This is a genomic window from Bradyrhizobium sp. (genome assembly GCF_016219575.1).
Taxonomy (GTDB): domain Bacteria; phylum Pseudomonadota; class Alphaproteobacteria; order Rhizobiales; family Xanthobacteraceae; genus Bradyrhizobium.
Genome location: NZ_JACRMG010000005.1, coordinates 43,563 through 66,794, shown reverse-complemented (window position 1 = coordinate 66,794; position 23,232 = coordinate 43,563). Strand labels below are relative to the sequence as shown.

22 protein-coding genes are annotated in these 23,232 nt (G+C 65.2%); 15 read left to right on the top strand and 7 right to left on the bottom strand.

Annotated features, from left to right (window positions below):
- Positions 1-34 precede the first annotated feature (34 nt).
- A complete protein-coding gene (locus HZB49_RS02340; protein WP_291608841.1) occupies positions 35-1,999 on the top strand; it encodes a caspase family protein in 1,965 nt (654 codons plus the stop codon).
- Between the two features lie 36 nt (positions 2,000-2,035).
- Here HZB49_RS02340 and HZB49_RS02335 read toward each other — a convergent pair whose 3' ends face one another.
- A complete protein-coding gene (locus HZB49_RS02335; protein WP_291609096.1) occupies positions 2,036-3,364 on the bottom strand; it encodes a polysaccharide deacetylase family protein in 1,329 nt (442 codons plus the stop codon).
- 126 nt (positions 3,365-3,490) lie between these two features.
- On the bottom strand, positions 3,491-4,309 hold the full coding sequence (locus HZB49_RS02330) for a polysaccharide deacetylase family protein (RefSeq protein ID WP_291608839.1): 819 nt from the start codon (positions 4,307-4,309) through the stop codon (positions 3,491-3,493).
- An 82-nt stretch (positions 4,310-4,391) separates the two neighbouring features.
- Here HZB49_RS02330 and mgtE point away from each other — a divergent pair, with 82 nt between their 5' ends.
- The 4 genes from mgtE to HZB49_RS02310 all read left to right on the top strand — a co-directional run bounded on the left by mgtE (position 4,392) and on the right by HZB49_RS02310 (position 7,957).
- On the top strand, positions 4,392-5,813 hold the full coding sequence (gene mgtE, locus HZB49_RS02325) for a magnesium transporter (protein WP_291608837.1): 1,422 nt from the start codon (positions 4,392-4,394) through the stop codon (positions 5,811-5,813).
- Positions 5,814-5,934: 121 nt separating this feature from the next.
- Positions 5,935-6,240, top strand: a complete 306-nt coding sequence (locus HZB49_RS02320; RefSeq protein ID WP_291608835.1) for a helix-turn-helix domain-containing protein — start codon at positions 5,935-5,937, stop codon at positions 6,238-6,240.
- A 52-nt stretch (positions 6,241-6,292) separates the two neighbouring features.
- The gene (locus HZB49_RS02315) at positions 6,293-7,111 is read left to right on the top strand and encodes an aldo/keto reductase (RefSeq protein WP_291608833.1); all 819 of its coding nucleotides are present in this window, start codon (positions 6,293-6,295) and stop codon (positions 7,109-7,111) included.
- Positions 7,112-7,189: 78 nt separating this feature from the next.
- Positions 7,190-7,957, top strand: a complete 768-nt coding sequence (locus tag HZB49_RS02310) for a hypothetical protein (RefSeq protein WP_291608832.1) — start codon at positions 7,190-7,192, stop codon at positions 7,955-7,957.
- 105 nt (positions 7,958-8,062) lie between these two features.
- On the opposite strand, the gene HZB49_RS02305 is transcribed toward HZB49_RS02310, so the two are convergent.
- Positions 8,063-8,746, bottom strand: coding sequence for a DUF599 domain-containing protein (locus tag HZB49_RS02305; RefSeq protein WP_291608831.1), 684 nt, complete (start codon positions 8,744-8,746; stop codon positions 8,063-8,065).
- 93 nt (positions 8,747-8,839) lie between these two features.
- Between HZB49_RS02305 and HZB49_RS02300 the strand changes: the two genes are divergently transcribed.
- The 4 genes from HZB49_RS02300 (at position 8,840) to HZB49_RS02285 (ending at position 11,637) form a co-directional block, all read left to right on the top strand.
- A complete protein-coding gene (locus HZB49_RS02300) occupies positions 8,840-9,493 on the top strand; it encodes a glutathione S-transferase family protein (RefSeq protein WP_291608830.1) in 654 nt (217 codons plus the stop codon).
- Positions 9,494-9,803: 310 nt separating this feature from the next.
- Complete coding sequence (locus HZB49_RS02295) at positions 9,804-10,007, top strand: hypothetical protein (protein WP_291608829.1); 204 nt, start codon at positions 9,804-9,806, stop codon at positions 10,005-10,007.
- A 150-nt stretch (positions 10,008-10,157) separates the two neighbouring features.
- Positions 10,158-11,165, top strand: a complete 1,008-nt coding sequence (locus tag HZB49_RS02290; RefSeq protein WP_291608828.1) for a hypothetical protein — start codon at positions 10,158-10,160, stop codon at positions 11,163-11,165.
- Between the two features lie 31 nt (positions 11,166-11,196).
- Positions 11,197-11,637 (top strand): DUF1489 domain-containing protein, encoded by a 441-nt coding sequence (locus HZB49_RS02285; RefSeq protein WP_291608827.1) that lies wholly within the window; start codon positions 11,197-11,199, stop codon positions 11,635-11,637.
- Between the two features lie 6 nt (positions 11,638-11,643).
- On the opposite strand, the gene panC is transcribed toward HZB49_RS02285, so the two are convergent.
- Positions 11,644-12,495, bottom strand: coding sequence for a pantoate--beta-alanine ligase (panC, locus tag HZB49_RS02280; RefSeq protein WP_291608826.1), 852 nt, complete (start codon positions 12,493-12,495; stop codon positions 11,644-11,646).
- Positions 12,496-12,765: 270 nt separating this feature from the next.
- Here panC and HZB49_RS02275 point away from each other — a divergent pair, with 270 nt between their 5' ends.
- The gene (locus HZB49_RS02275; protein WP_291608825.1) at positions 12,766-13,689 is read left to right on the top strand and encodes a division plane positioning ATPase MipZ; all 924 of its coding nucleotides are present in this window, start codon (positions 12,766-12,768) and stop codon (positions 13,687-13,689) included.
- 43 nt (positions 13,690-13,732) lie between these two features.
- On the opposite strand, the gene HZB49_RS02270 is transcribed toward HZB49_RS02275, so the two are convergent.
- The gene (locus tag HZB49_RS02270) at positions 13,733-14,815 is read right to left on the bottom strand and encodes a zinc-binding alcohol dehydrogenase family protein (RefSeq protein ID WP_291608824.1); all 1,083 of its coding nucleotides are present in this window, start codon (positions 14,813-14,815) and stop codon (positions 13,733-13,735) included.
- 112 nt (positions 14,816-14,927) lie between these two features.
- Here HZB49_RS02270 and HZB49_RS02265 point away from each other — a divergent pair, with 112 nt between their 5' ends.
- The 4 genes from HZB49_RS02265 to HZB49_RS02250 all read left to right on the top strand — a co-directional run bounded on the left by HZB49_RS02265 (position 14,928) and on the right by HZB49_RS02250 (position 18,491).
- Positions 14,928-15,707, top strand: a complete 780-nt coding sequence (locus HZB49_RS02265; RefSeq protein WP_291608823.1) for a helix-turn-helix transcriptional regulator — start codon at positions 14,928-14,930, stop codon at positions 15,705-15,707.
- Positions 15,708-15,975: 268 nt separating this feature from the next.
- Positions 15,976-16,860: an alpha/beta fold hydrolase gene (locus HZB49_RS02260; protein WP_291608822.1), complete on the top strand. Its 885-nt coding sequence runs from the start codon at positions 15,976-15,978 to the stop codon at positions 16,858-16,860.
- A gap of 103 nt (positions 16,861-16,963) precedes the next feature.
- The gene (locus HZB49_RS02255) at positions 16,964-17,707 is read left to right on the top strand and encodes a VWA domain-containing protein (RefSeq protein ID WP_291608821.1); all 744 of its coding nucleotides are present in this window, start codon (positions 16,964-16,966) and stop codon (positions 17,705-17,707) included.
- Positions 17,708-17,765: 58 nt separating this feature from the next.
- On the top strand, positions 17,766-18,491 hold the full coding sequence (locus HZB49_RS02250; RefSeq protein ID WP_291608820.1) for a DnaJ domain-containing protein: 726 nt from the start codon (positions 17,766-17,768) through the stop codon (positions 18,489-18,491).
- A gap of 225 nt (positions 18,492-18,716) precedes the next feature.
- Here HZB49_RS02250 and HZB49_RS02245 read toward each other — a convergent pair whose 3' ends face one another.
- Positions 18,717-20,621: a serine hydrolase gene (locus HZB49_RS02245; protein ID WP_291608819.1), complete on the bottom strand. Its 1,905-nt coding sequence runs from the start codon at positions 20,619-20,621 to the stop codon at positions 18,717-18,719.
- Positions 20,622-21,023: 402 nt separating this feature from the next.
- Here HZB49_RS02245 and HZB49_RS02240 point away from each other — a divergent pair, with 402 nt between their 5' ends.
- Positions 21,024-21,362, top strand: a complete 339-nt coding sequence (locus HZB49_RS02240) for a phasin family protein (RefSeq protein WP_291609094.1) — start codon at positions 21,024-21,026, stop codon at positions 21,360-21,362.
- Positions 21,363-21,432: 70 nt separating this feature from the next.
- On the opposite strand, the gene HZB49_RS02235 is transcribed toward HZB49_RS02240, so the two are convergent.
- A complete protein-coding gene (locus HZB49_RS02235; protein ID WP_291608818.1) occupies positions 21,433-22,779 on the bottom strand; it encodes a pilus assembly protein TadG-related protein in 1,347 nt (448 codons plus the stop codon).
- Between the last annotated feature and the right edge of the window lie 453 nt (positions 22,780-23,232).

Below are 23,232 nucleotides of genomic sequence, written 5' to 3'. Positions count from 1 at the left end.
TTAGCTTGCGAGATTGATCTTTGGGAGTCGCCGCATGCGGCGACGCGATTTGTATTGGAATATTTTGATGCGGGCGACGGGGGCCATCGTCCTGGCGATCTGTCTGAACTGGCTGTCGTGCCAGGCCGCGCTGGCCGAGAAGCGAGTCGCGCTGGTTATCGGCAACTCGGCGTATCAGGGCGTCAGCAAGCTCGCCAATCCCGCAAACGATGCCGCGGCAATCGCCACCATGATCAGGAACGCCGGGTTTGACCTTGTCGAATTCAAGCAGAATCTCAAGATCAACGAGATGCGACGGCAACTGCGCGATTTCTCGGATCGTGTCCGTGATGCCGATATCGTCATTGCGTATTTCGCCGGCCACGGCATCGAGATTGACGGCGTCAACTACCTGATCCCCGTCGACGCGGTATTGGAGCGCGACATCGATGCTCATGATGAGGCGGTCTCGCTCGATCGCATCCTCACCGTGATTGAACCGGCGCGGAAGCTGCGGCTCGTTATCCTCGATGCTTGCCGCGACAATCCCTTCAGCCGAGTTATGCGGCGGACGAACGCGTCGCGCGCGATCGATCGGGGGCTGGCCAAGGTCGAACCGACCAGTCCGAACACGTTGGTTGCGTTTGCGGCAAGGGCGGGGTCCACCGCGCTCGACGGCGACAGCGGCAACAGCCCGTTCACTGAGGCGCTGGTTCGTTACCTGCCAAAGCCCGGCCTGGACGTTCGTAAAGCGTTTGGCTTCGTTCGCGACGAGGTTCTGCGCGTCACCAATAACAAGCAAGAACCGTTCATATATGGTTCGCTCGGTGGTGAGGACGTGTCACTGGTGCCGTTGCCGCGTACGCCTGCGCCTGATGCGGATGCCAGGGTCCGGCGCGACTACGAACTCGCCGAGCGCGTGGGTACCCGCGAAGCCTGGGACTTATTCCTTTCGACCTATCCGGACGGCTTCTACGCCAAGCTCGCCATCGCCCAGCGCAACAAGCTCGCCGCGGAAGAAGCGCGGCTCCAGGCAGCGGAGAAAGCAGGACGCGCTGCCGAGGAACAACAGCGGCTCACGCACGAAGGCGCGCGTGCCGTCGAACAGAAGAAGGCGGCTGAACTAGCCAGAGCGGCGGAAGACGCCCGCGTTGCGGCCGAGAAGAGAAAGGCGATCGAAGACGCCAGGCTAGTCGAGGCCGAGCGGGTTCGGGCAGCTGCGCAAGCCCGAGCGGAGGCCGTAGCCAAAGCCGCTGCCGAGAGCGCGAAAAAACTCGAGGAGGCGCGGCAGGCCGCCAAGGCGGAGCAGGAGCGAACCGCTAGCGAGAAGGAAGCAAAGGCAGCCGATGCGGCGCGGGCAAAGGCCGCCGCAGAAGCCAAGCCTGTAGAAACCAAGGCCGCTGAAGCTGCGAAGGCGGACAAGCCGGTCGGTCAGCTCGCGTCGCTCAGCCCGCCTGACGCGCCGCGCGATGCAAAGTCCGACAAGCCTTCGCAAGCCGAATTGCCGCGGCTGCTGCAGGCCGAATTGAAGCGGGTCGGCTGCGTCACGGGCGCGGCTGGCGATGAATGGAACAGCGCGGCGCAGAAGGCGCTTGGATTGTTCAACAAGAACGCCAAGAAGAAGTTCGACGTTAAGGTTGCAAGCCTCGACGCGCTCGACAGCGCAAGAAGCAGAAGTGGCCGGGTGTGTCCGCTCGTCTGTGATCGCGGCTACCGGGCCGATGGTGACAAATGTACCAAAATCATCTGCCGCGCCGGTTACGAACTTGGCCGCGACGATGCCTGCGAGCGAATCGGGCAAAGGAAATCAACGAAGCCTGCCGTCTATCAAGGCGAACCGCCGGCGGAGACTAGGAATGTTCAACGAACTGAAAGACCATCCGCAACAAACAGAGAAGCGCTCTACGCGCAATGTCGGGCTAAACTCGATGCGGAAGTTCCACTCGTGTTCAGACAAAGATACACCATCCGACCTGACTTCAAGAAATTAGAGCATTGCGTCGCCAGCGCTGGAAGATAATGCCGTCTTGCGTCAGGAGGACGGACTTCGAATTCGTCAGAGATGTGGAGGCAGGAGGCTGGCCTGCTGATTGTGGCGGATGACGCGGCGGACATTCTTCCTGTCGGGCGCCACACGTTTGGACGCGGCGCGGCCGCTCTGAGTCACTGCCTGCGCCGGTTTCGCCGGCGGGGCCGCTGCCACCCGCCTGCCTCGCGGGCCAACCAGCTTCGCGGTACGCTTGCCGCCGCGCGCTGCGACCGGTGCAGGTTTCTCCTCCGTCACAGTCGCCACCCGCCGCTCCGCCGGGCGCGCTGAATTGATAGCCAGCATCGCGACGCGCACGCCTTCCTCGACCTCGAACACCGAAGACGCCGGCACGGGCAGGGCGCTGGTTGCGTCGCTTGAGGCAAGCTGCACCTGCCGCGGCCACGGCGCCTGCCGCGGCAGCGGAATGCCACGGCCGCGGGGCTGCGGCCGGTCGAGCAGCTTGGTGTCGTTCCAGTATGAATCGGTCAGCAGCGGCACGGGAAGCAACTCGTGTTGCGCGAACGCGAAGCCCGTGACCTTCGGCCAGCGCGATGTCGCGACCAGTTCGGAGGTCGGATGCAGCCGCCATGCTTGCGGATCGGTCGGCGCGGCCGGATTGTCCGGCGTCGCCGGCACCACATGGACGACGCGGTAGCCGCCGGCCTTCAGGTCATGCAGGATTTTCGGCAATGCCGCCACGGTGCGCGGCTGGATGTCGTGCAGCAGCAGGATGCCTTTGCCCTTGGCGGCGAGGCGCTGCATGGCGAGATCGTGGACGCGTTTCGATGAAACAGGCCGCCAGTCGTCGGCGGGGAAGTCCGCGCTCCAGATCTGCAGGCCCTTCGAGCGCGTGTATTCCTCGATTCCGTCATTGCGAGCGAGGCCGGGAATGCGGAAGAACGGCGACATCGCCGCGCCCTCTTCGCCGAGCGCCGCGGTGATTGACGCGATGCCGTCGTCGATCTCCGCCCTCGCGCGCTCGAGCGGCAGGCGGTGCATGTTCATGGGATGGCTTTGGCTGTGCGCGGCCACCGTATGTCCGGCGGCGAGCACCTTGCGCACGCCCTCCGGGTTGGCCTGGGCCTGACGCCCGACCAGGAAGAAGGTCGCCTTCACGCACTGCGCGGCCAGGATTTCGAGGATCTGGTAGGTGTATTTCGGCAGCGGGCCGTCGTCGAAGGTCAGCACCACTTCGCCGTCGTTGAGGGGCAGCGTCTCGCGATACTGCATGGAGCCGATCAGCGGATGCTCCTTGGCATCGACCACGAGCGTGCGGGAGGTTCCCAGCGTATCCGGACGGGGGCAATCGGCCGCGGCGGCCGGCAGCGCGGCTAGGCCGCTCGCCAATCCCAACATCACCACTGCGAAATGCGCTGTGAGGACGCCAACCCTTACATCACCGGCCATTGCACACCGCCCGCATTCCAATTCCCGTCAAAACACTTACAGGCGGCTTGATAAATGCCGCATTAATTATTGGAGTTATTCACGTTTTTCACTTTGCCGGCCCTCGGCCGCAGCCGCAGCCAGCGCCGCGGATACCACATGCACCACCCGGTAGCGATTGTCACGCAGATAGCGCAGGAAGTCGGGCAGCACGGCGGCCGTCTGCGCCTCCGGGTCGTGCAGCAGGATGATGCCTTTGCCCGCGGCCTTGAGGCGGTCGGTCAGCAATTTCAACTGTGCTTCCTGCGTCATGGGGATCCAGTCGTTGGCAATTACATCGGCGCCGAACACGACGATGCGGCGCTTCTCGAGAGCGTCGAGCGTTTGCTGGTTCATCTGAAAGCCGGGAAAGCGAAAAAACGGCGTCGAAGGGATCTTGGTCGAAACGCCGTGAAGGGCGTTCTCGACGGCCGCGATGCCCTTGTCGATTTCATCCGTGGCGTCTTCCAGCTTCAGTTGCCTGAGATTGTGGTGCGACCATGTGTGATGCCCGATGCTGTGCCCGGCGGCCGCTATCCGGCGCACCAGGTCCGGATGCTCGGACGCTGGCCTGCCGATCAGGAAGAAGGTGGCGCGCACGCATTGCTCGGCGAGCGCCGCCAAAATCCTGTCGTCCGTCGCTGGCGAGGGACCATCGTCGAATGTCAGGACGACTTCACGGTCCTGCAGAAAGTTCCTCGAGCCGACACGGGGCGTGGCGGCCGCATCGACGGCAATGATGCGCGACGTGCCGAGCGCGTCCTCGCGCGGGCATTCAGCGGCATGCGCGTGCAGACCCGGCGCAACCGACATCGCCAGCGCGAAGCCGGCCCAGGCGGTCAGTTCAAGCCATCGATACCGGTCCATATTTTTCATTGCGCTAGGTGTTGCCCATTGGGTAATGCCTGCAGCGACTCTGACGAGTTCAGCATTCCTGTCAAACCGGCGAGGGCGCGGCATGGCCGACGATACCGATGTTGCGCACCCCGGTGAGGCCTCGCTGCTCGACCGCCATCCGATGCGGGACGATGAGGGGCAGATCAGGCCGGAATTCGTCGAGGAGATGGCCCGCGCCATCCAGGCCGATGATGCCGCCTTCCTGCGCAGCATCGTCGGGGAACTGCACAAGGCTGACCTCGGCGATCTCGTCGCCGCGCTCGAGCCCGACGACCGCGTCAAGCTGGTCGAACTCACCGGCTCGGATTTCGACTTCTCTGCATTGAACGAGGTCGATGAGGGGGTCCGCGAGGACATCCTCGAAGAGCTCGAGCCGGAGGAGGTGGCCGAGGGCGTCCGCGAGCTCGAATCCGACGAGGCCGTCGAAATCCTGGAATCGCTCGACGAGGACGACCGCGAGGAGGTCCTCGAAAAGCTGCCGCCGTCCGAACGCGACGTCATCGAGCGCTCCCTCGAATATCCGGAAAACTCCGCCGGCCGGCGGATGCAGACCGAATTCATCGCCGTCCCGCCGGATTGGACCGTGGGGCAGGCGATCGACTACATGCGTGAGACGTCCGATCTGCCGGACCGGTTCTACGAAATCTACGCCGTGGATGCCGACAAGCGCTGGCAGGGCGCCGTCCCGCTCGACGTGCTCCTGCGCTCGCGCCGGATGGTGCCGCTCGTGGAACTCGTGGACGAAGACCGCCGCCGCGTCTCCGTGCTCGACGACCAGGAGGAAGTCGCGCGGATGTTCGGCAAGTACAACCTGGTCGCAGCTCCCGTGCTGGATACCGAGAACCGTCTGGTCGGCGTCGTCACCATCGATGACGTCGTCGACGTCATCGAGGAAGAGGCCGACGAGGACCTCAAGGCGCTGGGCGGCGTCACCAGCGACGAAGAATTGTCCGACAGCGTCTGGACCATCGCGCGCGGCCGCTTCAACTGGCTGCTGGTCAACCTCGCCACCGCCTTCCTTGCATCCTCCGTGCTCGGCCTGTTCGAGGGGCAGCTGGAGAAGATGGTGGCGCTCGCCGTGCTGGCGCCGATCGTGGCGAGCCAGGGCGGCAATGCCGCCACGCAAACCATGACGGTGGCGGTACGGGCGCTGGCGACCCGCGAGCTCGGCGCCTCCAACGCCTGGCGCGTCGTCATGCGCGAGGCGATGGTCGGTCTCGTCAACGGACTCGCCTTCGCCGTCATCACCGGCGTTGCGGCGGTGGCCTGGTTCAAGATCCCCGGCCTCGGCGTGGTGATCGGGCTTGCCATCATCTGCAACCTCGTCGCCGGTGCGCTGGGCGGCATCCTGATCCCGATGCTGCTGGAGCGGGTGAAGGCGGACCCGGCGGTCGCCTCCGGCACGTTCGTCACGACCGTCACCGACGTGGTCGGCTTTTTCTCGTTCCTCGGCATCGCCACGCTGTGGTTCGGATTGAAATAGCCGTTCGAGCCGGCCGGGTATCGTTAATTGAGTCTTAACGGGCTTGGCCGATCATCCTTTGCTGGATTGCGCATGATCTTGCCGCGCTCACTTTGGCGGATCATGCGCGCGGGGACGGGCCATGAAACGATTTCGGCTGAAAGCGGACGGGCGGATCGTCGAACTGCGCGACGGCAAGGAATTTCCGCTCGCGCCGGAAATGGGACCGGGCGCCGCAGCGCCGCCGGGTGTGCGCGACCTGCGCCGCCGCGCGCAACTGACCCAGATCGAGTTCGCGAGCCGCCTCGGCGTGCCCGTCGAGACGATCCGCAATTGGGAGCAGGGCAAGCGTGCACCGCGCGGACCGGCGCGTGCGCTGCTCGCGGTGATCGCACATTCGCCGGAGACGGTGTTCGCTGCACTTTCGACGGAACCCGAGCCGGCCTAGCAAGCCCCCGTTGCGCACGGCATAATGCGGCTCGAACCTCACGAGCCCCGCGATGCAATTCGTCGAAGCCAAGGGCGCAAGGATCCCCGCGATCGGGCTCGGCACCTGGGAGCTGCGTGGACGAACCTGTGCGCGGCTGGTCGAGCAGGCACTGCGCCTCGGCTACCGCCACATCGACACCGCGCAGGTCTACGAGAACGAGCGCGAGGTGGGAGAGGCGTTGCGCGCCTCCGGCGTTCCCCGCAACGAGGTGTTCGTCACCACGAAGGTCTGGAGCAGCCATTTCGCGCCGCATGACCTCGAGCGTTCCACCAAGGAGAGCCTCAACAAGCTGCGCCTCTCCGAGGTCGATCTGCTGCTGCTGCATTGGCCGAACCCGCGCGTGCCGCTGTCGGAGACGCTGGATGCGCTCGCTCACATGCGCAAGCTCGGCATGACCAGACATATCGGCGTGTCGAATTTCACGGTGGGGCTGATGGAGGAGGCGACCGCCAGGTGTCCGGCGCCGCTCGTATGCAATCAGGTCGAATATCATCCCTATCTGGACCAGACCAGGGTGCGCGAGGCCTGCGCGCGGCTCGAGATGGCGCTGGTTGCCTATAGTCCGATCGCCAAGGGGCGCGTGCGCAAGGACGAGGTGCTGGCGGGAATCGGCCGTGCCCATGGCAAGAGCGCCACCCAGGTCTGCCTGCGCTGGCTCGTGCAGCAGAGCGTCTCGGCGATCCCCAGGACTTCGCGGCTGGAACGGCTGTCGGAGAATATCGGGATCTTCGACTTCGAACTGTCGGAAGCCGAGATGGCGGCCATCGCGGCGATGGGCGGACGTGACGGCCGGTTGACCGATTTCGGCTTCTCGCCGAAATGGGATTGAGACTGTTTCGCCACCGGCTATGCTGGAGGCGGGGCGGCGTGCCAACGCTGCGAGAGCAGGGTGGAACAGGATCAGGCCATGCGCGCGGGCGCAACGGCGTCGGTGGTAGCGCATCTGTCGCTTCTGGCGTTGCTGGTGCTCTTGTCTGAAGTCAGTCCGCTCAACTCGGCCTCGGAGCCGATCGCGGTCAATATCGTCACGTCAGGTGAAATCGGGCCGGAGAATATCAAGCCGGCCGAGCCGTCGCCCCCCGCATTGCCCGATTCATCGCCGCCCGCTCTGCCGGCATCAGAGGCTCCGGCACCGGCCGCAGCGGTCCAGCAGCAACCGCCCGTGCCGCAGGCAGTGCGGCCGGACCGCCGTGCCGCGGCCGCAACCGCGAAAGCACAACCGGGAGCGTCGGCCGGCTACCGGCAGCCCGAGCCGGACCTCTCCGTGAAGTACAACGTCATGCTCGGGCTTCCCCCGGAACTGCCGCCGCCGACGGCCGGAGCGGGCAAGCCGGATGAGGGCTTTGATGCGACCGCCACCGCCGCCGCCGACATCTCGTCAAGCGTGATCGCAGACTTCAGGCGGCATCTGAAGACCTGCTCGAAACTGCCCGCATCGGTGCAATCTTCCGACCACGTCATGATCAAGCTGCGGGTGTTCATGACACAGGACGGCAGGCTCGCCGCCGAGCCCGCGATCGGCGGCGGCAGCGCCAGCGTCAAGGCGATCGAGTTATTGCAGAACGCTATCGCGGCGCTGAAGCAATGCCAGCCCTACAAGATGCTGCCGGCGGATCGCTACGGCGAATGGAAGGTGCTCGACCTCGATTTCACGTCGAAGGATTTTCGGGGTTAGGGCAGCGGCGCGGCGGAGCCTGGACAAAAAAGCGAAAACAACCCCATGCAAAGTAGGCTATGCGCCGGCTTCCCTGGGGAGATCGAAGGTGCATTGCGCCAGCGATCAGGGCTGAACGTCCATCGCCTTCCAGGCGTTCGACGCGAACTGTCGCCGCCATGTCACGATCACGACCGCGGCCGTTGTGACGAACAGCACCCAGGGGCTGACGAACCAGCCGAGATAGCCGAGCGCAAAGAAGAAGGCGCGCTGGCCGCGGTTGAAATGCGCGCCCGCCGATTCGAACAGCCTGGTGGTTCGCATCACGTGGGCCCGCGCTTCCGCCGTGTCGCGCTGGCTTGCCGGCGGCATGGCGCCGAACAGGATCGCCACGTAGTTGAACAGCCGGTACGACCAGGCGAACTTGAAGAAGGCGTAGATGAAGATCAGGATCAACCCGACGCATTTGATTTCCCACAGCGCGGGCGTGGGCGTGATGTCGATCGGCAGCGCGCCGAGCACGGCGAGTGCATCGTTGGTGGCGCGCAGCAGCGCCAGCGCGCCGCCGATCGCGAACAGGCTGGTGGAGGCAAAGAACGCGGTGCCGTTCTGCAGCGAGGCCATGATCTGCATGTCCACCATGCGCGCCTCGCGATCGAGCATCTGACGCACCCAGGCCTCGCGGAACCGGTTCATGCGCGCCGACAGGCCGTTCTTGCCGTAGGCGGTGTGCTCGAGGGTGATGGAATAGACCAGCCATTCGATGGCGAAGAAGCCGACCGCGATGATGTCGACCAGATAGGCGCGCATGCTGCATTCCCCGTTCCCGAGCGCTGCAGCCGGCAGGTTGAACGCGTCTTGCCGCCTGTGGCAAGATGACGGCCTGAAAAAGGATTCCTCCTCATGGCTGGACTGAAGCTCGTCATCGGCAACAAGAACTATTCGTCATGGTCGATGCGGCCGTGGCTGGCGTTGCGCGCCAACGACATTCCGTTCGAGGAGAGCTTCATCCCGCTCTACACGGGTGCCGCCGACAAGCAGCGCATCCTCGAAGTCTCGCCGGCCGGCAAGGTGCCGATCCTGGTCGACGGCGACGTCACGGTGTGGGACTCGCTCGCCATCATCGAATATCTGGCGGAGAAGTTTCCGGAGAAAAAGCTCTGGCCCGACGACCGTGCGGCCCGCGCCCGCGCGCGCGCCATTTCGGCCGAGATGCATTCCGGTTTTGCGGCCTTGCGCAACGAATGCGGCATGAACCTGCACCGTCCTGTCGGCCCGGTCCCGCTGTCGGAGGAGGCGCGCGGCAACATTGCCCGCGTTCAGGAGATCTGGACCGAGTGCATGACGCGCCATGGCGGGCCGTTCCTGTTCGGCGCCTTTGGCGGGGCGGACGCGATGTACGGCCCCGTGGTGCATCGCTTCCGCACCTACGCCATCGATGTGACGCCCGTGGTGCGGCGCTACATGGAGGCGATGCAGGCGCTGCCGGCGTTCCAGCAATGGACCCGCGATGGCCTTGCGGAGACGATCATCATCGAGAAGTTCGAGACGGCGTGAGGCCGAGGGGCGATCAAGGTTGCTCCGGCATGCGAAATCCAGCAACTTTTAGTTGAATTTCATTATTGACGCCGACCTGAGGCAGCCGGCAAGAGGTGAACCGAAACCCCGCGCTTAGCGGGGGTTAGCGGAAAGCCTTCGGAAACGCCTTCAATCGTGGGGGTAGGGTACTGAAAAAGCTGCGAAATCCGCGCATTTGCCATGTCTGGATGATACTGGCCAATTGCGGCGCCTCTGTGCTAGGTTGCCGCAGGGTTCTGAACCGGCCATCGCTTCGGGGACCGCGAGCGTTAGGCCGGAAAGCGCGCGTATGGAGAGGGCGTTGAAGCACAAGTTCACTGTTGGATCGACCGTCTATTTCACTGCAAGCAATGTGTCGCGCCCGGCCGCCACCGGCACTTACGAGGTGATCCGTCTGCTGCCGACCGAAGGGGACGATTGCCAGTATCGGATCAAGAGTTCGAGCGAAGCCTTCGAGCGGGTTGCCAAGGAAAGCCAGCTCGCCCTTACCTGAAGCGATTGCGTTCAAGGCCTGCACACCGGGTTCCAGCCTGGCGCCGTCAAATGGCCGGGTTCGCAGTCACATTCTGCGCAAATCGTTAGCGCGCGAGGTCCGCTCGTTGCGTTAGGATGCGCATCACGCTGCGCTTGAGGGACGTCGCGCATGAACTGGGCATGGGCCTCATCGCTGGATCAGCTCTGGCGATCGCCGTCGTTTCCGATGTGGGTGATGTTGGCAGCGGCCGGATTCTTCGCGATCCTGCTGCTCATCACGCTGCTGCGCGCGGAAAAATCAGTTGCCAACGGCGCGCTCACGGTGATCACGCTGCTCGCGGTCGGCGTTGCGGTGGCGCCGGCCATTCGCGGCTTCGGCTGGCCCGGCTCGCCGGCGTCCGCCCCCGGCCAGCCGCCTGCGGCGGCGAGGGCCGCCTTGCCGGCCCTGTCCTGCATCGACGATCTCGCCGGCGAGACGGTGCTGACCGCCTGCGAGAAGACGCTGTTCGGCTCGGCCGAATCCACCGCGGCAGCCATCTCCTATGCAGCCTCGCAGATCACGCGCCTGACATCGCTCGGCGACGTCGCTGCCGCCAACCGCAACCTCACTCCCGAGGTGGAGTCGCTGCGCCGCGCGATCGAGCGCGACCGCTACGGGCTGATGGCCTATGTCCTCGTCGCGCGGGACCACTGCACGCCGCAGGCCTGTCCGGCCTTCCGCTCGCTCGCCAACAGCCGGCAGGTCATGACCAACATGGACGACCGCGTCTATGAAGGGCTGGTGTTGCGCTATTCGGCCTCCTGGGGCGCACCGCCGGCGATGCCCGCGATGTCGGGCTTGCCCTCAGGCGCGCTAGCGGCGCTGCCGCCGCCGGTCGGCCCGCTGCCCGGCAAGCCGACCACGATGATCGATTTCCCCTCGGCCTCCTCGACCCCGCCGGTCAACATCATGACGCCGGAACCGGGTGCGCCGGGATCCGCCGCGCCGCCGCCGCGCACGGGTGCACCGGGTGCGGGCGTACCTGCGCCGTCCGCGCGTCCGGCCAACGCGCCAGCGGCGCCGCAGGCCGAGAAGAAGAAGCAGGCGCCGCCGAAATCGGCGCGCGCGCCCACGCAGCTCGCACCGCCGCCGGGTTCTCCACCGCCGGCACCGGCTTCGGCGGCGGACAACGATTGATGCCGCCGCCATTGCCCGCTAACTAGCGGGCATGCCGCTTCATCTCATCAAGCTTGCCGTCGGTTGCGATTCAGTCCGGGAACTCAAGGAGTGGGTTGCCGAACGGATGGCGACGGCGAAGAAGAAGGGCCTGCCGCAGCGCCACGTCCACATCACTCGGATGACGCCGAAGCGCGACGGGGAGATCCTCGCCGGCGGCTCGCTCTATTGGGTGATCCGCGGTGAGGTCGCAGCGCGCGAAAAGATCATCGCGATCGAGCCGTTCCGCGACAAGGACGGCATCGGCCGCTGCCGCATCGTCATGCAGCCCAAGGTGATCGCAGTATCGCCGCGCCCGATGCGGCCGTTCCAGGGCTGGCGCTATCTCAAGCCCGGCGACGCACCGCCGGATCTCGGCAAGATCGCCGAGAAGAGCGTTGCCGCCATGCCGGAGCCGATGCGCCGCGAATTGCGCGACCTCGGTCTGCTGTAGGGCCGATTACACCCCGATGTTGTCGATCAGGCGGGTGGTGCCGAGCTTTGCGGCCACCAGCATCCGGATCGGACCTTCCCCCAGCGAGGCGATGGGCGCCAGCGTCTCGGCGTGGCGGGCTTCCAGATAGTCGAGCGCAAAGCCGGCGCTGCGGATCATCTCCTCGCCTGCGGCCAAGGCGGCCGCGATCTCCTCGCCGGCGCGGATCCGCGCCGCGCTTGCCTTCATCGCCTTGTGCAGGGTGGGGGCGACCCGCCGCTGTTCGGCCGAGAGGTAGACGTTGCGCGAGGACATCGCCAGGCCGTCGCGCTCGCGCACGGTCTTCGAGCCGATCACCCTGACGCCGAGGTCGAGGTCGCGCGCCATCTGGGTCACGACCCGAAGCTGCTGAAAGTCCTTCTCGCCGAAAACCGCGATATCGGGGCGGACCTGGGTAAAGAGCTTGCCCACCACGGTGGCGACGCCGCCGAAGAAGTGCGGACGGAAGCGGTCCTCGAGGCCGGCGACGGCCGGGCCTTCCGGTGAAATTCGAGTCGCAAATCCCTCCGGGTACATGGTTTTGACATCGGGATGCCAGATTAGCTCGACACGCTCGGCGGCAAGCTTTTCGAGGTCGGCCTTCCAGGTGCGGGGATAGGAGCCGAAGTCTTCGGTGGGGGCGAACTGGGTGGGGTTGACGAAGATGGAAACAACGACTTTTCCCGCCCGTTTCCTGGCCTGCCGGACCAAAGACACATGTCCGTCATGGAGCGCACCCATGGTCGGGACCAGCGCGACGCTGGCCTTGCGGGCGCGCAGGCCCTCGAGCGCGCGGCGCAGGGCGGGGACGGTACGGGCGACCATGGGATTGCGTGGCATCGGGGCTCGGGGCGGTTGGTGGCGGGCAGGCCGTCGGCCTTGCCGGCTTGTGGTGGGGAGGGCGGACCTTACCAAGGCGAGTCGGGCAGCGCCAAGCTGCCGGCGGACACGGCTGAGATGCGCCGGCAACGAAAAAAATGAACCAAAGGCGTGACCTGACGCACACATGATTCAGGATTATGCGCGTAGTTATAGTAATTCGAGGGGTTTACCGTGCATTTCGCTTGACCGCGGTAAAGCCTGTCTCGAAGATGTGTCAGGGGTTGAGTCATGCTCGTGCAGGCCAGTCAGGGGCAGTCCGGTTCGGCACACGTCGTGGTGCTGGGCAACGAAAAGGGCGGTTCGGGAAAGTCCACCACCGCCCTGCATATTGCTGTCGCCCTGATGAAAGCCGGCCAGCGGGTCGCCACTATCGACCTCGACTGCCGCCAGCAGAGCTTTACCCGGTACATCAACAACCGCCAGGCCTGGGCCCGCCGGACCGGTCTCGAACTCGAGCTGCCGGTGCACCGCTGCGTCAAGGCGGGCCTGACCATGCACGTCGCCGACAACGAGAATTCCGAGCTGCAGCAGTTCACCGATGCCGTCAGTGCGGTTGAGCGCACCTTCGACTTCATCGTGATCGATACGCCCGGTACGGACAGCTATTTGATGCGCCTGGCGCATTCGATGGCGGACACGCTGGTGACGCCGATCAATGACAGCTTCCTCGATTTCGACGTGCTCGGCACGGTCGATCCGCAGACCTACGCGGTGACCGGCGAAAGCCACTATGCCGAGATGGTGCGCGACACCCGCCGCAAGCGCCGCCAGCTCGACGGTGCGAGTTCCGACTGGATCGTGGTGCGCAACCGCCTTTCGATGATCGGTTCGCGCAACAAGCAGCTGGTCGCCGAGGGCCTCAACGAATTGTCATTCCGCCTCGGTTTCCGCTCGGTCGACGGCTTTGCCGAGCGCGTGGTCTATCGCGAGTTCTTCCCGAGGGGACTGACCGCGCTCGACGACATCGATGAAGCAACCCTCGGCACAAGGCCCAATCTCGGTCACGTCACCGCCCGCGAGGAGGTGACGAGCCTGCTGCGGCAGCTGAAGCTGCCGCTGGACGAGCGCGGCCGCCGCCGCGCCGCCAATCGCACCGAGTGGTTCAACTCCGTGGACAAGCCGCTGGAAGTCCACGACATCCTCGGCGCGTAAGCGCTCGAGCTTGGGCGCCTGAGCTTCCTGGTATTTCAGAGGCTTATCCAGCTTTCAGCACCGTCATTCTGAACGGTCCGCCATTGGCTGCGGCATGGGCTACGGCCTCATTGGCGCGCGCCAGCGGGAATTCTGTCACCGCGAACTGACCGAGATCGAGCAGGCCCGAGCGGACCAGCCCGATCATGCGCGGGATCGCCTCGCGGGGGTACATCCAGACACCATGGATGGTGATGCAGTTTCGCATGATCCAGGGATAGGGCAGGTCCAGCCCGGCGCCGCCGTGCATGCCGACGCCGCCCATCAGCACCACGCGACCGTTCTGCCGCACCGTCATCAGCGCCGCCCGAACGGTGGCCGTGGCGACCTGCGGCGGCATTATGTCCATGACGCAGTCGATCGGGCCGGGCGCAGCCGCCAGCATCCGCTGCCGGTCGTCGGCTTCGCTGCCGGTGAGCCTGACGGGGAGGACGCGGCTGCCGAAGCGGCGCACCAGATCGGCCAGCATGGTCTCATTGCGGCCGGGCGCGACCACCCGGGAGGCCCCCATCGCCAGTGCCACGGCCACTGCGGCGCTGCCGAAATTGCCGGTGGCTCCGCTCACCAGCACGCTCTCGCCGGGCCGAAGATTGGCCGCGACCCACCCACCGTAGGGGACGAGACAGGTACCCATGGCGCACCATGAGGCTGCTGCGCCGGCATCGATCGGACCGATTTCGATCGCGTTCTCGGTCGGCACGCGCATGCGCTCGGCCCAGGCACCGTCGCGAAAATACTTCTGCAACTGCATGCCGCCGTCGCCGCGCACGCTCAGGCCCTGCAGGGTGATGTCGGGTGCCAGCACATTGTCGCGCGAGCGCACGGTGGGATCGCAATAGACCCAGTCGCCCGGCTTGAGACGGGTGGCGTCGGGCCCGGTCGCGCGGACGCGCCCGATCGCGCCGGGACCGGGCACCGCGGGCAGGTCCAGCAGGTATTGACGCTCGCCGCTGAACACCTCGTTGGAATAGGGCAGCACGCGGGAGGCGGCGACATCGACGATGATCTCGCCGGTGCCGAGTGCCGGCTCGGCGACGTCTTCGATGGCGAGGTTCGATCCGAAGGTCTTCAGGATGGCAGCTTTCATCGGCACTCTCGTTCGGTCGGGGTGGGCGCACCATCCTGACCGGTTCGGTTGCGGTTATTCAGACCTGGTATTATCCTAGGATAATAACACCCTTCCGACGGGGAACAGGCACATGGCGGCTGGCGGCGCGCGACAAAGCGAACTCGGCGACTTCCTGCGCTCGCGGCGCCAGAAGCTGAGCCCGAAGGCGGTCGGGCTCCCGCAGGGGCGCCGGCGGCGCACGCCGGGCCTGCGGCGCGAGGAAGTGGCCGAACTCGCCGGCATCGGCGTCGATTGGTACATCCGGCTCGAGCAGGGCCGCAGCGTCAGCCCGTCCGTTGCAACCGTCGATGCGCTGGCGCGGGCGCTCAAGCTCGGCAAGGCCGAGCACGCGCATCTGCGCGCGCTGACTGAGGGCGGCGATCGCCGTCCCTTCGTGCCGGAAGCGGTGCCGGATGCGGTCCGGCGCACGATCGAGAATCTCAACCTGCCGGCCTACGTGACCGGACGCCGGTGGGACGTGCTCGCCTGGAATGAAGCCGCCGACGAACTGTTCGCGTTCAGCCGCCTGCCGGTGGCCGACCGCAATACGCTGATATCGGTGCTTACCAATCCGGCGACGCGTCGACTATTCGGGGCGGGTTGGGCCGATGAGGCCAGGCGCATGGTGGCGCAGTTTCGCGCCACCCATGATCTCTGGGCCGGAGACCCCGCCTTCCGCGATCTGCTGGCGCGGCTGCGCGCGGGTTGCCCGGAATTCGAGGGCTGGTGGGGGGCGCACGATGTGAGCGGCATGGCGGCGGGTCGAAAATCCCTCAACCATCCAAAGAAGGGCCGGCTCCGTTTCGAATATGCAAGTTTTCAGGCCAATGACGATCCGGCCCTCAAGCTGGTCATCTACGGACCTGCATGACCGACGACTGTATCGCCATACCTGAGGGCTGGGGAACCGGGATGCCGGGGCCCCGTTTTCTTACGGAGGCATTCGAACCGAATTTTGACTGGTTCCGTCGTAATGAAGGAGACAAGCACCCAAGGCGTAGGTGCGGCGCACAAGAGCCGGGCGCCCTATTCACAAGAATTGGACTTCACGTCACGTCAGCGTGACATATATTATGGACAAGGGCCCGCAGAGTCCCGAAAATGGAATATGCCCAAACAGGGGTTGCGCCGAGGATAAGATGAAACGTGGAATTGCCGTTCTGCTTTCGTTGACCGCGCTTCTGGTCGTTGCCTATTTCACCGCCAGCAAGTGGGCGATCAGGCACGAGACCGTCGCACTTCACGATGTGTCGCGCGACAATCGCCTTGTTGCCGTTGAGATCGCCGTGCGGCGCGACAGGCAAATGCAGGCAGAGGCCGGGTTGATCAAGCTGCCGGTCGCGATCATTAATCACGGCAACACCGTCAAGCACACCGAGTATTCCTTCCTCGCCAACGCGTTTGCGGCGCGCGGCTATCTGGTGGTCGCCCCGCAGCACGATTTGCCGACCGATCCGCCGATGGTGACCAGGGCCGGCGAACTCTATGTCGGCCGCCTGCCGCAGATTCAGCGCGGCGTCGCCAACATCAAGTTTGCCGTCGAGGAGATGAGGAAGATCCAGCCCAATGCCGACTACGACAGGCTGACCATGGTCGGTCATTCGATGGGCGGCGATATCTCGATGTATTTCGCCAAGCAGTATCCGGACGACATCAAGAAGGTGGTGACGCTGGACAATCTTCGCGTGCCGTTCCTGACCGAAGGCAAGTTCAAGATCCTGTCGTTCCGCTCCAAGGACAACCAGTTCAAGCCCGATCCCGGCGTCGTTCCTGATGCGGAGGAGTGCGAGAAGGCCGGCATCACCGTGGTCGACACCGGCTTCCAGCACAACGACATGCGCGACACCGGCCCGGACGCGGCGAAGTCCTCGATCCAGTCCATGCTCGACAGGTTCCTGGACTCCACCGACAGCGCGATTGCGCCGGTCGATACGTCGAAGACGGTGCCGAAGGTCCTGACCGAGCCCGGCCCGGTCTCGCTCTACGCCCCGCCGCAGGGCAAGACGGCAAAAGTCGCCAACTGACGGCGTCCTGGTTCTCCGCGAGACGAATGGCGTTTGGGCGCGCGCATTGACCGCGTCAAATTCCCGTCCCACATAGAGCGTGCAGCCAGACCCGCGAGCGCGCATGGCCACTGAGCCGACCAAACCGAAATCCGGCAGCGAAGTGCCTTCGCGCAAGGACAGTCCGCTGCCCGAAGGGCGCGCGTCGAGTGCCGATGACATTGCCGCCTTTGTCGCAAGGGCGCGCGCCATGTCGCCGCATGCCGCGGGCGCGCGCGGCCGGCTGGTGTTCGCGCTCGATGCCACCATGAGCCGGCAGCCGACCTGGGACATGGCCTGTGCGCTGCAGGCGGACATGTTTCGCGAAGCGGCCGCCCTCGGCAGCCTCGACATTCGCCTCGTCTATTATCGCGGGCTCGGCGAGTGCCGCGCCACGGGGTGGATTTCCGACTCCGCGCAGCTGGCCCGGCTGATGGGCAAGATCAATTGCCAGGGCGGCAACACCCAGATCGGCAAGGTGCTTTCCGAAACACGGCGCGAGGCGGTCGCCTCCGGTGTGCGCGCGCTGGTATTCGTCGGCGATGCAATGGAGGAGAGCGTCGACGATCTCTGCGCCAGGGCAGGCGAGCTCGGCCTGCTGAAAGTGCCGGCCTTCATGTTCCAGGAGGGGCACGATCCCGCCGCCGAACAGGCTTTCCGCGAGATCGCGCGCCTGACCGGCGGGGCGTGGTGCCGTTTCGACCCGGGCGCGGCGGCGCAGCTGCGCGAGCTGCTGCGGGCGGCGGCGGCCTATGCCGCCGGCGGGCGCGAGGCGCTGAGGCTGTCGCGGAGCAGCGGTGCGGCTGCGCTGCTCAGCCAGATGAAGTGATGGGCCGGGCGCGCCCGACGGCCATGCTTTTCGCTGCCGACATCACTATACTTGAATCATGCCCACGCTAGTTGCCGGCGTCGTCGCCGTTGTCGTTCTCTATCTGCTGCTGCAGATGTTCCGCGCCGCCAGTCCGGCGATGCTGGCGCGTGCGATCAAGATCGTCGGCGGCGTGGTGTCGCTGGCGGTCGCTGCCTATACCGGGCTGCGGGGTGAGCTGGCAGTCGCCATTCCGCTCGGCATTTTCGGCGCCGGCCTTCTCGGCTGGGCACCGTTCGGCCCGTCCGGCTTTTCCAGTCTCGGCGGCCTGTTCGGCGGCGGCCAGCGCTCGGCGGGACAGAGCTCGCGGGTGCGCTCGGCCTTCCTCGACATGAGCCTCGACCATGACAGCGGCGAACTGTCGGGAACCATCGTGGCCGGCGAACATGCCGGCCGCTCGCTCGGCGAATTTGATCTCGCCCAGCTGCTGGCGATGGCGCCGGCCTTCGATGCCGAAAGCGTAGCCTTACTTGAAAGCTATCTTGACCGCCGGTTTCCCGCCTGGCGTGAGAACGCGCAGGGCGACGGGACAGGGGGGCAGCGCCGCGCGGCGGCGAGCGGCAAAATGACGACGGAGGAGGCCTATCAGATCCTTGGCCTGCAACCGGGGGCGAGCCGCGACGACATCGCCCGCGCGCACCGCGCCCTCATGAAGAAATTGCATCCCGACCAGGGGGGGTCGACGTATCTCGCCGCCCGTGTAAACGAGGCCAAGGATACTCTGCTTCGCACGCATCACAGCTAACTCCGGCACGCTACCAACGCCACAAAGCTGCTGTCCTCTGATCGACGCCCCGTGGCCGGCCGCCCGCCGTTGCCCGGCGTGGCGGAAGCCATTTTCCGAAATTTAACCGTAAATTCTTGACGAGAAGTTTGCGCCGGGAGGGCCGGACGCGATCCGAAGTGTGACGGCCAAAGAAAAAGGCCGGGATTTGCCCCGGCCTTCCTCGTCAGTCCCGTGAAGGGAAGGTCAGTTGCGGACCGTGATGCAGGAAATGTCGGCGCGCTTCAGCGCACGGCACACCGCCTCGGCCTGATCGCGCTCGAGCCCGGCAAAGCGGGCGCGGAACAGCTTGCGGTTATCCTTGGCGACCACCGGCTCGGTGAAGGGGTCGGCCTTGTTGAGCATGCCGCGCGCCTGGCTCCTGGCGGCTTCGATGCGCTGCATGGCCTCGCTCTCGCTTTCCAGCGCGCCGACCTGCACGATCCAGCCCGTGCGCGCCGAGGCGGGCACCACAGGCTTGATGGCGCCGTTCTGCTGCACGGCCTGCGGCGGTGCGGCCTGAACCGGCGGCTGCGATCTGGCGGGCTCCGCGTAGGCCATGGCCTGTGTGGGGGCCGCGGCAGGCGCGGCGCCGGAGGACGGCAGAACGCCAAGCACGCCATTGCCGGTGCCATGGCCCGGCGGCTGCGGCGGCAGGGCGATCCCGGCGCGGTCCGGGCGGACGATCGCCGGCCGCTCGAATTCTGTCCTGGCAGTCTCGGTCTTGGCAGGTTCTGTCTTGGCGGGTTCGGCCTTTTCGACCTTTGCCACCACGGCGTTGGAGGTCTCGGCGACCTCGGCCCGCGGCGGGATCGCATGGGTCGCAACAGGCGGGGTGGGCTGGGCGGGGCCGGCGGAGGCAAGTTTCATCGGGCCGGCCTTGACCTGGACCGTCCTGACCCGAACCGGCTTCATCGGCTCGGCGGAGCCGGGAATTGCGGCGAGTTGCTGGGTCTGGATCACGCCGCTGGTGAGCGGGGCGGGCTCCGGCTTGGCCTGGACTTCGGCCTTGGGCTGAGGCGGCAAGGCGGCGGCCGCGGCTGCCATCAGCGACGGCTTGGCAGGCGCTACGGAGCGGGTGACCGCCATCGCATCGAGACCCGGCTCGGCGGAAGCGGCGACCTGTACAGCGCCCTGGACCTGCACCGTCGCCTTGGAAGCGTCGGCGTCGGCGGCTTCGGTTTTCGTTTCGCCCGGATTGCGCTCGGTGATGGCGGCCACGGTGCGTTTGGTGGCGCCCTTTTCGAGGTTCTCGGCGAGCAGGCTGCGCATGGTGGCGTCGCGCGAGCTGCCGCTGCGGCCGCCCAGCACCACGCCGACGAGATGGCGGTTGCCGCGGCGCATCGAGCTGACGAGATTGAACCCGGAAGCGCGGGTGTAGCCGGTCTTGATGCCGTCAACGCCTTCGACGTTGCCGAGCAGGCGGTTGTGGTTGCGGATCGAGTTGCCCCTGTAGACGAAGGTCGAGGTCGCAAAGTAGCGGTAGTAGCGCGGGAAGCGGTCCTGGATCGCCCGGCCGAGGGTGGCCTGGTCGCGCGCTGTGGTGATCTGTTCGTCGTTGGGCAGGCCCGAGGCGTTGCGATAAACCGTCTTGCTCATGCCGAGCGCGCGGGCCTTGCGCGTCATCATCCTGGCGAACTCGCTCTCGTCGCCGCCGATCGCTTCGGCGACGACTACGGCCGCGTCATTGGCCGAACGGGTGACCAGTCCCTTGATGGCGTCTTCGACCTTCAGCGTCTGGCCGGGCTTGAGCCCGAGTTTGGTCGGGGCCTGTTCCGAAGCATGCTCCGACACGGGCAACTGCGTGTCGAGCGTCATCTTGCCGGCCTCGAGACGCTCGAACAGGAGGTAAAGCGTCATGATCTTCGTGAGCGAAGCGGGGCGGCGGCTGGCGTCCGGATTGGTCGATTGCAGCACCGCGCCGGAATTGCCGTCGACGATGATGGAGGCGAAGGCGGGGCTGTAGCTCGACCGCGCCTGTACATGGTGCCGCCCGCGGTAACGGCGCGCGTCGGCACTCTCTGTGGTGAAGATGATGGCAGTGGAGACTGTAATCAGTCCGAGAACAAACGCTCGCAACGCGCGCGAGGAAGCCAAGGTGGTGCGAAGCATAAACTTCCCCGTCCCATTTTCTGTCTTGATCACCGGTTCGTGAGGCAAAATTGTGCCCAACGGACGGCGACGGTTACCCTGCGCGAGCGGCCGATCCGGATTTTGGCTTAAGCCGGGCTGGCCAATCGCACCGCTATTCTAGCTAAGGCGCTGTGTACAAACGCTTTTTTCGGCGTCTGCCGGAAGGCGAACAAGTCCACAGGAGAGGTTAGGCGGCGCGAGTTTCCAAAAGATTAAGGAACCGTTGCGCAATCCGGCGGGACTTCTGCCAAATTTGCGGCCGGTCTTGTGCGATGCACAAATTCCTGTTGATTTTTTGTGCAGCGCGGCATATATGAGTCGGTGTCACGGAGCCGGGATCTCCGGACAGGAAATACATTCAGTCTGGGAAAGGACTCCATGATGGTGAAATTCGACGACATCCAGAGCTACGGCAAGGAACAGTTCGAGCAGGCGACTGCCAACGCGACGGCGTTCCAGAGCGGCATCAGCGCGATCGCTAACGCCTATGGCGAGTACGCCAAGAAGCAGTTCGAAGAGACCAAATCGCTCGCCGAGAAGCTTTCGGGCGTGAAGTCGCTCGACAAGGTGCTGGAAGCGCAGAGCGACTACGCGCGCTCGGCCTACGAGACGTTCGTCACCGACGCGCAGAAGATCGCCGGCCTCTACAGCGATCTCGCCAAGCAGACCTTCAAGCCGCTCGAAGGCCTGGTGGCCAAGTTCACGCCGGCTTCGAACTGATCGCTTCGCTTCTGTTGAAATGAAAAAGCCCGGCGCGAGCCGGGCTTTTTTGTTGGGCGTCGAGCTGCGCTTATTTCGAGACGCGCAGCTTGGAGAGCTGGGTGCCGATCTGGTTGAACACCGAGGCCGTCTGCGAGGCCGAGGTGACCAGGTAGAAGCTGCTGGTGTTGCTCGCGCAATATTGCAGCACCGCCGAGGTGGGATCGCCGCCCGTGTTCACCTGGATGGAGTAGATCGTGATGCCGGCGGCCTTGGCGTTGTCGCACAGGATCCTCTGCCGCGCGTCGATCTGGTTGGCGTTGTTGTACCAGCGGTTCTGCGTGTTCAAGCCGTCCGACAGCAGCACGATGGCGTCCTTGTAGACGTAGTTCGCATCCTTTGCCGGGGCGTTGAAGGGATCGCTCTGGGTCAGCGTCATCCATCCCCAGGCAAGGCCGATACCCTGGTTGGTATTGCCGGTCGGCACCAGGGAGTCGATCCTGGCCTTCAGTGCGGCCCAGTCATAGCTGAGCGGCATGATCGGTTTGATCTGGGCGCCGTTGGTGTCGCAGTAGGAATACTGCGAGGCCGGGAACAGCGTCGCGGTGTTGGCCGTGGTCGGCGCCGTGTTCTTGGTGTCGTAGTCCTGGGTGCGATCGGTGAAGCAACCGGTCCAGGTGTTATGACTGGCAGGGGTCCACGTCCATTTGTTGCAGCTGCCCCAGCTGTTCCAGCCGGTGCAGGTGTTGGTGCCGTTGCTGTTGTCCCAGTCGGTCCAGTCGATCCAGGTCGCGTTCTTGTAGCTCGAGCCCATCATGACGTCTTTGGCGAAGGGCACGATGGAGATGTAGATGTCGCCCGCCGTCGCCGCCATCCCGCTCAGCTGGTCGACCAGTGCCTTGGCGGCCGGCTTCATGGCGTCCATCTTGCCGTCCTGGGCCATCGAACCCGTGACGTCGAGCACCATCGCGACGCGCATGCGGACGTTGCCCCAGGTCGTGGTCGACGAGGTGTTGAAGTTCATGTTCGGAAAGCCCGCGACGCGCATGAAGTCGGTCACGATCTTGCCGGAACCGTCGAGCTTGATGGTCGCCGCCGTGGACCCGCTCGGCGGGGTGTAGGTCGCGGTAACCGAGACATCCAGCGCGTCCTTGTTGTTATAGAGCGCGTTGAAATAGGCGGTCGCCTTGGCGGTGATCTGCGACGAGTTGATCGTGCCCGAGGTGAGGTCCTTCGACAGCATCAGCGCGGTGGAGTCGAGGGCGGCCTGCATCGAGGAGCGCGCGGCGTTGGCGCGGGTATAGTCGATCGCTGCGCCCACGAAGCTGATGATCGGGATCGCCGAAAGGGCGAAAATCACCGCGATATTGCCTTCACGTGCGCCGATGAACCGGCCGGCGGCCGCGCGAAACCTGCGGAAGACGTATGCACCAGACATGACTGTCACCGAATTTGGGTTCTAAACCCCGCTAGTTCGGCGCGGCCCGCTGAATGGCTGGTAAACCGGATCGCAGAAATGCCGATTCAACTGCCGGGAAGGGGCGAATCGGCCGGGAAAGCCTCCGGCACCGTCAATGCCCCGCTAAATTCACACTCCATTTTTTTGTCAAACCGGGCAGGATTGATTAACCTTGGGATCGGTCGCCGGACCCGAGAATCGGCCGGTCGGCAGGCGCAAACGGCGCGCTTGCGGCGGGCAGGCAGCGGACCCATATTCATGTCACCGGTTGGGCATGACGGGGTCGTGCCCGAGGGAACGGCGATCCAGGGAAGTGTGTCCGGGAACCCGCGAGAAAGCTCCGCAAGGGGCGTCCTTTCGGGCGTCATGGCAGCGCTGTCCGGTTTACCGTGGGGAATTCGAACGCCTGCGCCATGTTGCAATCAGCTTCAA